The following is a 12,024-nucleotide window of genomic DNA, read 5'->3' on the forward strand; positions in this document are numbered from 1 at the left end:
CCTGAGGTCCCGCAGTTTCGTTTGTGCTTCTGCACAACGCTAGGAAGAAACAAGAGCCCAGTACGGCTAACCAGGCTTGCAGGTGAGACCCCGGAGCCCCTTTTAAGTGGAGCGCCTTACCGCCGGGAGTGAAAGGCCTGCCGAGACAGGACGTCGAGGCAGGCGAATACGTGCCGGGAGCGCGTATGAGCCGGTGGCCTCGGAGCGACCAGAGGTAAGGACATCGCGTAACGCCAGGGGCGGTGCCTTTGGATACTTTGTGCGAAAACAAAGTATCCCGCCCGCCGGGGCGGGACCCGGCAAGCAATAAGCCATGCCGCAGGCATATCATCCGCCCTTTTGGCTAAATCAAGACGGTTTGACACGGTTGTCCATTGGACAGCGCCCCTCAGATTTTTGGATGGGCATACAGTATATCCAGGTAAGCCGTGGCAATTTGGCTCCTTTATCACGGACACCTGGCTCGTTTATCTCGGCCATAGATAGCTAAGTTACTGAGAGTAAATGATTTATAAGGTGGTCCGACTTCAAGATAAGAAGCCGGTCCGAGCAGCAAAAGGAGCCGGTGCGTTTTCGCGCAGCCGCTTGAACGGGACTGATGCATTAGTCTTGTAAAAGAGCGAGTTGCACTCATTCGGCAAGGTGGTCTAATGAGTGAAAACGAGCCGGCTTTATACGTCTTGTTATGCGAATTACTTTAAATCAATGGCATGCAAATGAACTATTACATTATCGGCAGTAAATATGGAAATCAGAACGATGGATTTGATGATGTTTTTCCTTTGATGCTGGAAAAAGGTGTCATATCGACTGGGTTTAACTGGGGTGAGGATATGTGTGACTTCGTGGGTAAAAAGCATGAAGTCATAATAAGTCACCTAAAAACAAAATCGGAATCAAAGGAATCTTACTCCACGCTTAAATATTTTTTAAATTTGATGCCTGGAGATTTAATTGCCGTAAAAATACATAGTGCACCATCAGGGAAGCAAGCTCGTCTTGTTATTGGTGCGTACGCGATTGTAAAAGGTATAGACGCTCCTGTTTATAAACGCTGTGATGAACTGGGTCATACAATAGAGGTTGATTTCATTGAGGCTGGTTTAGAATATGAACTTCCTTTTGGGTATGGTCAAACGATTCATAAGGTTGACGATTTAAATAGGATAAAGCCTATCTTTGGTTACTATTCAAATGAAGCGACCAGGCAAGATCATGAAGATAGTAGCTTTTCTTTGAAAACAACTGAAGATGTAGTGGTTGAAGCTACGGCTGGTTATATTTCGTCTCGTGCGCATAATAAAATTCAGAACTTACTAACTATCGAATTGGCTGAAAAGTACGGCCCGGAATTCGTAAAAATAGAGTCAAACTTCATAGACGTATTGGTCGAGTTGGAAGACAGGTTTATTTTATTTGAAGTAAAGTCCTCTTTTTCTGCTGAACGTTGTATACGTGAGGCTCTTGGGCAAATTATGCAATACGGTCATAACCTAAAGAAAAAATCTGGTAAAATTATTGAATATGTTGTAGTTGGTCCTGTAAGTGTCGACGACTCAGAAGACTCATTCTATACATATGTAGCAAATGCTATATCAGAGCCATTCGCTTATAAGCAGGTAGTCGCCTAACACGGCACTCAAGCAAGGACGCGCTAAAGCGCGCCACTTAGCTTGGTGTTAGCGCGCTCAAGTGGCGTTATTCATTTCTCACATCACAAGGAAGACATTCATGGATCGAATTGTGGTTATGTCAGTCAAGCAAGCCCATCTCATTTGGATGCTATCGCTTCTCAACATTAGTCTTGGGTGGTTTATTCCGGGATTCGATGCATTGCGAAATAGCATCAGTGCTGTTGCACTGGAAGCGCCAGCCTATGCCTATACGCATCGCGCTGCGGACATTCTGATCGGAATTTCTATGTGCGTCTTCGGCGTTGGCATGCAACTGTCCATGCGACGCGGTATGTCTTTTTCCATGCTCTCATCCGTTCTCTTTGGCCTTGGCATGATCAGCGCTGGAATATGGACCCTGGAGACGCCTCTTCACTTGCTGTACAACATCTCCATCTTCATGATTGTGCTACCGCTCGCAGTCGCGCTGGAATTTAGTCGCCATGCGCGCTCACCACAGTTCGAGTTGCTCTCATGCGTGATGGCATTTGTCCATGCCCTTATGTTCTGGTTGATCTACGCCGGCTTCATTCCATCTGAGTACAACGGCCTTATCCAGCGCCTCTGGGCATTGCCAACAATGGGCTGGTTTGGTCTGGCAGCCGTTCAAGTTGCCAGAGAAAACGCTGCCGGGGGCATTCCAGCCACCCTGGGCGTGCGCTAACCAATCCTTCCGTTCACACTCATGCCTGTCGCATAGGCCGGTGCGGCACACAGGCTGCTTGACTCCGTCGTCAGGCATATATTCACACATATCGAGGCAGTAAATGGAAAGACTATTTTCATACGGCACCTTGCAGATGGAACAGGTTCAGGAAAAAACCTTTGGTAGAAAACTCAGTGGTGAAAAAGATACCTTAATGGGTTACGTTCTTTCGGACATAAAAATTAAAGATCCAGAGGTAATTAAAACCAGTGGAACAGATACTCATCCAATTCTCAAGTTCACGGGTAATGGCACTGACATCGTAGAAGGCACTGTATTTGAACTAACCCCCTCGGAGTTGGCGCAAGCGGATGAATATGAAGTCGAAGAATATGTGCGCATTCTTGGTGAATTTGAATCAGGAAAGAATGCGTGGGTGTATGTATGCGCTGCAACCGAGCCAGCCAAGAACAGCGATGCCTAGCAAGATGCTGATAGAACTGCATTCTATTGCTGTCCATGCCGCCCCAGGGCTAGTTGTTATCTGAGAAATGAAGTTTAAAACCTATGTGGATTAATGAAGGCAAGTTGGAAGGAAAGTTCGTAATACTTGAACCCTTGCGGATTGAGCATGTGCCTCGATTGAAGTCGGCTGTTCAAGATGGCGAGCCATGGAAGCTGTGGTTTGCGACTGTACCCAGCCCAGAAAATATGGGTGCCTATGTTGAATATGCCATTGAAGCCGGCAAGGCGAGGAATATCGCATATGCAGTCCGTTCAAAGTTGACTGGCGAAATTGTTGGCACCACCCGTTATTATAATGTCGATGAACATAATAGAAGGGCAATGATTGGCTACACATGGTATTCAGCCTCAGCGCAAAGAACGCCTGTCAATACAGAGTGTAAGCTATTGTTGTTGAGCAACCTTTTTGAATCACATGATGCCATCGCCGTTGAGTTCAGGACGCACTTTTTTAACCAAAGGTCCCGCTCCGCCATAGAACGCCTGGGTGCGAAGCTAGATGGCATCCTGCGTCATCATCAGATAATGCCTGATGGATCTCTGAGAGATACGGCTGTCTATTCGATAGTGGCTGCCGAATGGCCAGCGGTAAAAAACAACCTGTTAAGTAAATTAAACTGAAAGACGACTTAAGGTAGCCCAATGCCCTAAGTCGTGGGTGGCGTATGAAAATGCTTCTCTGAATTATTTTTCTGGTGTTATACCGTTAGGATCAGGGAGTGTCTGAAGGTGCCATGTTTTGGGGTCCTTGTCATTAATAATAAGGCGAGTCTCACAATGGAAAGGCTGAATTCACTGGATGGTCTCATCGTAAGGCAGCAGAAAGAATGGGTGGAAATTCTTTCTGGTTTCGAGACGAAAAATAAATACACTGTGCTGGATGAAGCTGGCAATAACATCTATTATGCGGCAGAGGAGGGCGGCTCCGCGCTGCTCAGGGTATTTCTAAAAGCCCTGCGCCCTTTTACGATCGTTGTCTTAGCAGAAAATAATCAGGAAGTGTTGCGCGTGGCAAGGCCGTTCAGGTTCTACTTCCATGAGGCCAATATCCTTGACTCTCAAGGTCAGTCTCTTGGGGCGCTGAAGAAACGTTTTTCTTTTTTTCGGCGTAAATACTCGGTCTTGGATAGCTCGGGGCGAGAGCTGTTCCAGCTGTTTGGGCCCATACTTAAGCCTTGGACCTTTGTCATCAAGAAGGGCGACGCTGAGTATGGGAAGATCACAAAAAAATGGAGCGGCCTGCTTAAGGAGGGTTTTACAGACGCCGACAACTTCGACGTGACTTTCCCCAGAGAGTGGGATGCCAGGTTAAAAGCACTCTTTCTCGGAGCCGTATTCTTGATTGACTTTGTCCACTTCGAGAACAAAGGTAACGACTAACACAACCGGCTGAAAGGTTGCGGGCGGTAGCCGTCTACGCAACGTCTTTCTTACTCGCCTTCGTTTGGGGGCATGAGATGACAAGGATATGATTGATGCAATCTCCAACGGAAGAGTGGGAGAAAAAGGAAATTGCGCTTTGGGAGCGATTCTCGAGCTATTCTACTGAGGCCTTCCTGGCCCATATAGAAGAGTTGGTAGCACAACTGCCGGAAGGGCACCCCTTGGTTCCTTTCGAACGCGGCTGTGCCTTTGATTCCAGCGGTTATCCTGAGTTGGCAATCCCGCAGTACAGGGAAGCCATAGCGAAGGGTATATCCGGACTACGAAAAAGGAGGACCTCTATCCAACTGGCTAGTTCATTGCGGAATCTGGGCAAGCTTGAGGAGAGCCTTTCAATACTCGAAGCAGAGCTAAGAAGCGATCCTGATGAGCTGGATGGGGCAGTGCGAGGTTTCCTGGCTCTAGTCCTCCATGATCAGGGGCGCAAAGATGAGGCCCTGCTTCATAGTTTGCAAGCGCTGTCCGTTTATTTGCCCCGCTACAATCAGTCCCTGTTCCGATATGCAGGACGTTTAGTCGACAAGCGCTAATAGGCGTTTGGTCTGTATTGACATTTTCCAGTTGGCAACAATTTGCATGGTGATGCAAGTGCCGTTGAAAAGCACAAGTCGCCTCAATCACAGCCGTACGTGGATGTTAGGCCGCACGAGAGGAGCAAAGAACATGCCCGCATTAGAAGATATAAAAGTCCCTGTAAAGATAAAACTTGCGGCCCTATGGGCTAGTACGATGTTTTGCTATGTCTACGGCGACTATTTCGAGCTCTACATACCCGGGAAGCTGCAAACGATGTTGCAAGGGCATATGGAGCCCCTTGGTGCGGTGACGCAGACAGTGCTGCTGGGCACTTCTGTCTTGATGATAATTCCAAGCATCATGATCTTCCTTAGCCTCGCCCTTAAACCCGTCGTCAGCCGTTGGCTCAACATAGTAGTGGGGTTGCTCTTCACGGTACTGATGCTGTTAATTGCCGTCAGTAGCGGCTGGGCTTTCTATGTCCTGTTTGCAGTGGTCGAAGTCGTGCTCACTTCGCTCGTGGTCTGGTATGCGTGGCGTTGGCCGAGACAAGCAACAGGCGCAGCATCCGGCATTTGACAGTGGCGCAACGCAGCGATGTTCAGCAGGTCCGTCAAGCGCGGGAGGATGAACTCTTGCTTTTCATGTCGCCAAAAGGGCAAGGTGCAGCCACCCTGGTGGAGGTCGATGCCACGACGAACATTATAAGATGATGGAAGGGCAGCCTGAATGGGCCTATCTGCAGCGCCTTTATCGAGATAAGGCGATAGCAGACAAGGAGGTTACGCAAAGAATACCGACGGTGATCCTCACTTCTTCAAAACTGAACGAGAGCAATTGGTGGATAGGGCACAGCGCCGAGGGGAAGATGGCTTGGCGGGCTTTGCATGACTCGCTGATCGACCGGAATCCCAGGGCCGTTCACTTTGTCACCGACACCTCCGACCATAACGTGCCCTTGGACAACCCGGGATTGACGACGAAGGCCATAGATACAGCGCTCTATATGGTCAGCGGCGTGTGAGCAGGCTATTCGCGGATTGGTCCAGCAGGTTTTCAATGGGAGAGCAGGCCCACCTGAGTTTGTGTGCCTGAAGGTGTGGGCTGGGAAGGCGGCAAGTTTGGGGCGGGCGGAAAGCTAGATCCACTTGGCCCTTACAACACGCTAGAAAAGGTCATTACCCCTGCTTGGGCTGCCGCGCTGAAGGGGTAGGCTAGAGCCCCAGTTACAGCTTCACGCAGGTAAAAATGGCGTTGCCGGAGTGGTTGTCCCAGGGAATGATCTTCTCGTAGTCATGCTCGAAGACATGCACTTCGAAGTAGGGCGCCAATATGGCCAGCAGTTCGTCGAAGCCGAAGGCCACCATGGGGTGCTCGTCGCGCCAGGATTGGGTTTCTTCGGCCGTGGTCTTTTCGATACTGACCTTCAGCGACTGCCTTTCACCGGCGCCGCTGTAATACCAGCCGGACTGGAAGGTGAGCAGGCTGCCTTCCTGTTCTGCCGAGTGCCGTACAAAAGAAGCGTTGTTGATCTTGTTCTTGTCCACCACGTTAAAACAGAAGACGCCGCCTGGCTTGAGTGCCCGGTGGACGCTGGCGATGCAGTCTTTCAGCCTTGCCAGCCCAGCGCTGTAGTGGATGGAGTACAAGAAGCAGGTGATAAGGTCCAGCGGCTCGGCCACCTCGAAACTGCACATGTCCTGCAATGAAAACTGCGCTTGTGGGCAGCGCATGACCGCGATGTCCAGCATCGGCTGGTTGATGTCGAGCCCGCTGCTGACGTAACCGAAATCCACGAAATGACGGACATGGGGGCCAGTGCCACAGGCGAGATCGAGGTGGCTATTGCCGCTGTTCCCGAAGATCTGGTGCAGCCTGCGAATGCAATGGCTCTGCGCCTGGTAGTCGATATCGGCACACATTAAGTCGTAATAACCGGACAGGTCGGTGTACAAGGCGTTGGCGGACATCTGAGCCTGGTTTTTGAGCAGCAATTTTGCGGTGGCGCATCATATATCAGCGAATGGTAATTGCGAAGCAGAGATAGCGACCAGCTGTGACGGGCAGCAACAATGCCGGTGACAACTGAAAATCGTCACGGGTTATAGCTTGTTTTTATTCGCTTTTATTTGACCTGGCTGCGGTACTGGGCCCAGCCATTGTCGATGGCAGTACCGTTGGTTGTTCCTGGACTGGGCTGATCAGGCCTGGTGGGGACTCAGCAATCCAAAGGGCGCTGCCTTTGCTGGTCGAAACACTTGGAAATACCTTTTTCACCGCAGCAGGGCGACCTTGTGGGATACTTTAACTTCGAGTTATCCCTTTGTATTCGAATTGGAAATTCAAACGCATAAAAAGGAACCCTGCGATGGCAACACAACTCCGGGCCCCTGCGGTGGGCATCGCCAAAATAGTCCCTTTCCTTGTCCTGCTGGCTATCGTCGTGGTGGCCTACGGCAGCTGGTTCACGGTGGACCAGGGGGAGCGGGGGGTGCATCTGCGTAACGGCCGCATCATCGGCACCGCCGAGCCGGGGCTGGGGTTCAAGATGCCGCTCATCGACAAGATAGTGAAGATCTCCACCCAGACCCACACCGTCAGCTACTCCAAGCTCCAGGCCTACAGCCGCGACCAGCAGCCGGCCACCATCAGGGCGTCGGTGACCTTCCGTGTGCCGGAAGACAAGGTGGCCCAGGTCTATGCCAACTTCATGAACATCGACTCCATGGTCAACCGCCTGGTGGACCGCGCCGTGCCCACCCAGGTGGAGAACATCTTCGGCCAGTACACCGCCATCTCCGCCGTGCAGGAACGGGTCAAGTTCGTGATGGACGTGACCGACGCCATCAAGAAGGCGGTGCAGGGGCCCATCGAGATAAGCTCGGTGCAGATAGAAAACATCGACTTCTCCAACGCTTATGAGAAATCGGTGGAAGACAGGATGCGCGCCGAGGTGGAGGTGCAGACCCAGAAGCAGAACCTGGAGAAGGAGCGGGTCAGCGCCCAGATAGCGGTGACCAAGGCCCAGGCGGAAGCCGATTCCCAGCTGGCCCGGGCCAAGGCCGAGGCCGAAGCCATCCGCATCAAGGGTGAAGCCGAGGCCGCCGCCATCAAGAGCCGCGCCGCCGCCCTGGCCCAGAACAAGGATCTGGTGGAGCTGACCAAGGCCGAGAAATGGGACGGCAAGCTGCCCCAGACCATGCTGCCCAACAGCACGCTGCCGTTCTTCGATACCCATAAATAAGGTAAGGACGCCGGCATAGCCGGCGTTTTTTTCGCCCAGCTTTCCGGGCCAGAGGGAGGCAATCTCAGGAGGGCAATCATGGACATCAATATCCGCTGGCTGGGGGCCTTGCTGGCCTCCATGCTGCTGTTGCCCCTGTTGCCCCTGTTGCCCCTGTTGCCCCTGTTGCCCCTGGTGCCCGCGGCCCTGGTGCTGGGGCTGGCCTGGCTGCGGCCGGGGCAAGTGGCCTGGTCGGCCTTGAGCCTCGCCATGCCTGTCGGCGCCGGCCTTGCCGCCCTATCGGTGCTCTACCTGCTCTGGCGCCCCCAGGGGTACCGTCTGGCCCGGCTCTGGGCGGCGGCGGTGCTGGGCACAGGGCTCTGGTTCTTGGGGACAGTCACTGTGCAGGTCGAATCCTGCGTCAAGGGGCCCCAGATTGATTTGCAGCGCATGGTGGCCCACTGCAAGTAAAGGGCTTGCCCGAGGTGGGCCAAAGGCCATGCACGCATCACAACCACAAGAAGGAAAATCCATGCTCTACAGCATCGCCGGCAGCCTCAATACCGCCTTTATCTTCGTCAGCTTCTATGGGGTCTGGACCCAGCTCGCCAAGGTGCTGGGCCGCAAAGACGCGGGGGAGGGCAGGCCCACCGAGATCCTCTCCCTCAACCAGTTCACCGTCAGCTTCCTGGCCTACTGGTCCTTCTTCGTCTACGGCTTTTCCATCCAGCCCTTCAATCACTTCATCGTCTGGCCAAGGCTGCTGGGGTCCCTGCTGGTGCTGGCCATCCTCTTTGAGATCTACCGCGACAGGGGCAGCCGCACCGCCAGGCTGGCACTGGCAACAGGAGCCTTGCTGATGATCCTGGGCTTGGTCGGCCTGGTGGCGGGGCACCGCTATGTGGACGAAGGCAAGCTGCTCTCGCAAGGCCTCATCGTCACCATCACAGTGTTGCTGGCCCAGGGCTACCTGCACCAGATAGGCCTCATTCTCAAGGCCGGCCGGACCGGCGCCGTTTCCCTGAAGATGAGCCAGTTCATCCTGGCCATGGATGTCACCACCATCTTCTTCGCCCTGGTGATGGGGCTGGAAACGGGCTGGCCCCTGCTGCTGCTGGCCAGTGTCAGCGCGGCCACCAAACTGGCCATCATGTGGCTGTTCCGCTGGGTGCGGCTGAGCCCGGCGGCCAGAGGCAGGCGGGAAGCGGCCGCCTGAGGCAAGGCCCCAGGTTCGGCGCTTCCACTACACTTCAAGCTGCCCCTGCCGGGGCAACTTTCACCTTAAGGAGACGCTAGCATGACATACCAGGGAAGCTGCCACTGCGGCCGCATCGCCTTCGAAGTGGACGGCCAGGTAGATGGGGCCCTGGCCTGCAACTGCTCCATCTGCAGGCGCAAGGGGGCCTTGATGTGGTTCGTACCCCGCAGCGCCCTCAAGCTGCTGACCCCGGAAGACGCGGCCAGCACCTATAGCTTCAACAAGCACGTCATCCGGCACCGCTTCTGCCCCGTCTGCGGCATCCACCCCTATGGCGAAGGCCAGGATCCCAAAGGCAACGCCATGGCCGCCATCAACCTCAACTGCATCGAGGACCTGGACCTGGCGGCCCTGCCGGTCAAGCATTTCGACGGCCGTTCTCTCTGATATTTGCGGAACTTGGCCGGCCGCGGCCACAGGGATAGGGCAGGCGGCGGGCCCCTGCCGTTGGGCGGCCTGGCCTGGGCCGCCTGCCTTTACCTATACTGGCGGACCTTGGTCCCGCTCCCAGAAGAAAAACCATGACCGATCACCTGGGCGCTTTTCGCGCCGCCTTCAACCAGTGCCGCCATAGCACGGTGCGCAACCAGAAAATCTCCCTCAAGGCCAGCCTGCAGCGGCTGGCGGATGCCACCGGTGAGGCCGAGGAAGCCGACGTTTACGGCAGCGGCGCCCTGATCACGGACTTCGAAGCCGAGGTGGCCCGGCTGCTGGGCAAGGAAGCGGCGCTCTTTTTACCCAGCGGCACCCTGGCCCAGCCCATGGCCCTGAAGATCTGGGCCGAAGAGCAGCGCAGTCCCTATGTGGCACTGCACGCCACCAGCCACCTGGAGCTGCACGAGCAGAAGGGTTTCGAAATCCTCTACGGCCTCAAGGGCGTTACCCTCGGCGACGCCCACCAGGTGCCGACCCTGGCCCAGCTGCAGGCGGCCGCCCTAAACCCCCTGGCTGCCGTGCTGCTGGAACTGCCCATGCGCGAGATAGGCGGCCAGCTGCCACCCTGGGACGAACTGGTGGCACAGAGCCAATGGGTGCGGGGGCAGGGAATACGCCTGCACCTGGACGGCGCCCGGCTCTGGCAATGCCCGGCCGCCTACGGCAAGTCCCTGGCGGAAATAGCGGCGTTGTTCGACTCGGTCTATGTGAGCTTCTACAAGGATCTCGGCGGCATCAGCGGCGCCGTGCTGGCAGGCGACCAGGACTTCATCGCCAAGGCCCGCATCTGGCTGCGCCGGGCCGGCGGTAACCTCTACAGCCTGGCCCCCTATGTGATTGCCGCCCGGGAGGGCCTGCGCGAACACCTGCCGCAGCTTCCCAAGCGCCGGGACAACGCCCAGTGGCTGGCCCAGCAGATCAACGCCCTGGCCGGGTTCAGCACCTGGCCCTTGCAGCCCCAGACCAACATGTTCCGGCTGCGCATCCAGTGCCAGCCGCAGCGCTTCTTGGAAAAGGCGGCCCGCTGGATGCGCCAGAGCGGCCTGGCCCTCATCACGCCGCCCTACCAGGTAGGGGAAGCGCACCTTTGCTGCGAGCTGACCATCGGCAGCGCCTTCGACCAGCAGAGCCGGGACCAATGGCAGGCGGCCATAGACGCCTTCGCCGCCGAGGTGCTGGCGGACTGAAGGGCGTGACCCGGCGCCAACAAGGGAATGACCAGGACAATGACAGTCACGCAATCTTGGGAGCAGGGCGACTGGCCGGCCAGTGCCGACGCCTGGGTCAAGGCCGAGCTGGAAAAGCGGCAGATCCCGGCAGGAATGCCCCTTGAGGCGGTGTCCGGCTGGGCCCTGGGGCAGATCCTGAGGCAGCCCACGGCCCAGGGGGACTACTACTTCAAGGCCACGGCAAAGCTGCCTTTGTTCTCCAACGAGGCCAGCCTGTGCCGCACCCTCAGCGACTGCTTCCCCGGCGCGACGCCGGCGACGCTGGCCATCCAGGCGGACAGGCAATGGATGCTGTCTGGCAGCTTTGGCCAGCCGTTGGCGCAGGACTGCGACCTGTCGGTCTGGGCCGAGGCCTTTGCCGCCTATGGGCGCCTGCAGAGCAGCTCCATCCCGCACCTTGAGCGGCTGAAGGCCAGCGGCTGCCTGGCCAGGCCCGTTACGGCGCTGCCCGAGCGGCTGGCGGAGCTCTTCTGTGACGAGCGCCTCGCCGGCCTGCTGCCTTCAAAGGCGCTGGCCTACGCCACCGAGACGATAGCCAAAGTGGCCGAGGCCATTGCCGACTTGGGGCGCCATCCCCTGCCGGACGCCCTGATGCACGGGGATCTGCATATCGAGAACATAGCCCGGACCCAGGACGGCTTTGTCTTCTTCGACTGGAGCGACGCCTGCATCAGCCACCCCTTCATCGACGGCACCTATGTCTACCGCATGCCGGAAGGCGCGGGAAAAGAGCGCATCATCGACGCATACCTCGGCGGCTGGACGGCGTTCATGGACAAAGGAGCGCTGCGCCAGACTTGGGACAGGGCGGAGATCCTCTGTTATGCCCACCAGGCCCAGTCTTATGGGTCCATGATGATCCAGCTTCCCGAGCAGGGCCGTGCGCCCCTGAAGACGGCCTTCGAGAACGCCTTTATCCGGCTTAATGACAAGGCCAGGAGCTGAGCGGCCTCGCAAACCAAGGCGCCCCAGTGGCGCCTTTTTTATTGCCCCAATGCTTACAAGTGGGTGAAAAACAATCTTTTTAATGCAAAACGGCGGCGGCTGGCTAGGCTCTATGAAAAGCACCCCAGGCT

At 55.8% G+C, this 12,024-nt stretch carries 15 protein-coding genes; 14 read left to right on the top strand and 1 reads right to left on the bottom strand.

Annotated features, from left to right (window positions below; all coding sequences use genetic code 11):
- Positions 1-716 precede the first annotated feature (716 nt).
- From PVT67_RS07035 to PVT67_RS07070, 8 genes are all read left to right on the top strand, one after another.
- Entirely contained in the window at positions 717-1,631 is a 915-nt protein-coding gene (locus PVT67_RS07035) for a hypothetical protein (RefSeq protein ID WP_301499195.1), read from the top strand.
- Between the two features lie 100 nt (positions 1,632-1,731).
- On the top strand, positions 1,732-2,337 hold the full coding sequence (locus PVT67_RS07040) for a DUF998 domain-containing protein (RefSeq protein WP_301499196.1): 606 nt from the start codon (positions 1,732-1,734) through the stop codon (positions 2,335-2,337).
- A 103-nt stretch (positions 2,338-2,440) separates the two neighbouring features.
- Positions 2,441-2,803 carry a gamma-glutamylcyclotransferase family protein gene (locus PVT67_RS07045; RefSeq protein ID WP_301499197.1) on the top strand — a complete coding sequence of 121 codons (363 nt, stop codon included), beginning with the start codon at positions 2,441-2,443 and terminating at the stop codon, positions 2,801-2,803.
- A gap of 83 nt (positions 2,804-2,886) precedes the next feature.
- Positions 2,887-3,465, top strand: a complete 579-nt coding sequence (locus PVT67_RS07050; protein ID WP_301499198.1) for a GNAT family N-acetyltransferase — start codon at positions 2,887-2,889, stop codon at positions 3,463-3,465.
- 156 nt (positions 3,466-3,621) lie between these two features.
- Positions 3,622-4,224: an LURP-one-related family protein gene (locus PVT67_RS07055; protein ID WP_301499199.1), complete on the top strand. Its 603-nt coding sequence runs from the start codon at positions 3,622-3,624 to the stop codon at positions 4,222-4,224.
- A 95-nt stretch (positions 4,225-4,319) separates the two neighbouring features.
- Positions 4,320-4,817, top strand: coding sequence for a tetratricopeptide repeat protein (locus tag PVT67_RS07060; RefSeq protein ID WP_301499200.1), 498 nt, complete (start codon positions 4,320-4,322; stop codon positions 4,815-4,817).
- Positions 4,818-4,950: 133 nt separating this feature from the next.
- Positions 4,951-5,382, top strand: coding sequence for a DUF6326 family protein (locus PVT67_RS07065; protein WP_301499201.1), 432 nt, complete (start codon positions 4,951-4,953; stop codon positions 5,380-5,382).
- A gap of 130 nt (positions 5,383-5,512) precedes the next feature.
- Positions 5,513-5,827, top strand: a complete 315-nt coding sequence (locus PVT67_RS07070) for a hypothetical protein (protein ID WP_301499202.1) — start codon at positions 5,513-5,515, stop codon at positions 5,825-5,827.
- Positions 5,828-6,029: 202 nt separating this feature from the next.
- On the opposite strand, the gene PVT67_RS07075 is transcribed toward PVT67_RS07070, so the two are convergent.
- Entirely contained in the window at positions 6,030-6,773 is a 744-nt protein-coding gene (locus tag PVT67_RS07075; protein ID WP_301499203.1) for a class I SAM-dependent DNA methyltransferase, read from the bottom strand.
- Positions 6,774-7,171: 398 nt separating this feature from the next.
- On the opposite strand from PVT67_RS07075, the gene PVT67_RS07080 reads away from it, so the two are divergent.
- The 6 genes from PVT67_RS07080 to PVT67_RS07105 all read left to right on the top strand — a co-directional run bounded on the left by PVT67_RS07080 (position 7,172) and on the right by PVT67_RS07105 (position 11,893).
- Complete coding sequence (locus PVT67_RS07080; protein ID WP_301499204.1) at positions 7,172-8,047, top strand: prohibitin family protein; 876 nt, start codon at positions 7,172-7,174, stop codon at positions 8,045-8,047.
- Positions 8,048-8,125: 78 nt separating this feature from the next.
- Positions 8,126-8,497, top strand: a complete 372-nt coding sequence (locus tag PVT67_RS07085) for a hypothetical protein (RefSeq protein WP_301499205.1) — start codon at positions 8,126-8,128, stop codon at positions 8,495-8,497.
- 61 nt (positions 8,498-8,558) lie between these two features.
- Entirely contained in the window at positions 8,559-9,242 is a 684-nt protein-coding gene (locus PVT67_RS07090; RefSeq protein WP_301499206.1) for a hypothetical protein, read from the top strand.
- An 81-nt stretch (positions 9,243-9,323) separates the two neighbouring features.
- On the top strand, positions 9,324-9,671 hold the full coding sequence (locus tag PVT67_RS07095) for a GFA family protein (protein ID WP_301499207.1): 348 nt from the start codon (positions 9,324-9,326) through the stop codon (positions 9,669-9,671).
- A 134-nt stretch (positions 9,672-9,805) separates the two neighbouring features.
- Complete coding sequence (locus tag PVT67_RS07100; protein ID WP_301499208.1) at positions 9,806-10,906, top strand: threonine aldolase family protein; 1,101 nt, start codon at positions 9,806-9,808, stop codon at positions 10,904-10,906.
- Positions 10,907-10,945: 39 nt separating this feature from the next.
- Positions 10,946-11,893, top strand: coding sequence for an aminoglycoside phosphotransferase family protein (locus PVT67_RS07105; protein WP_301499209.1), 948 nt, complete (start codon positions 10,946-10,948; stop codon positions 11,891-11,893).
- Positions 11,894-12,024: the final 131 nt, after the last annotated feature.

This window comes from Gallaecimonas kandeliae (assembly GCF_030450055.1).
Classification (GTDB): domain Bacteria; phylum Pseudomonadota; class Gammaproteobacteria; order Enterobacterales; family Gallaecimonadaceae; genus Gallaecimonas; species Gallaecimonas kandeliae.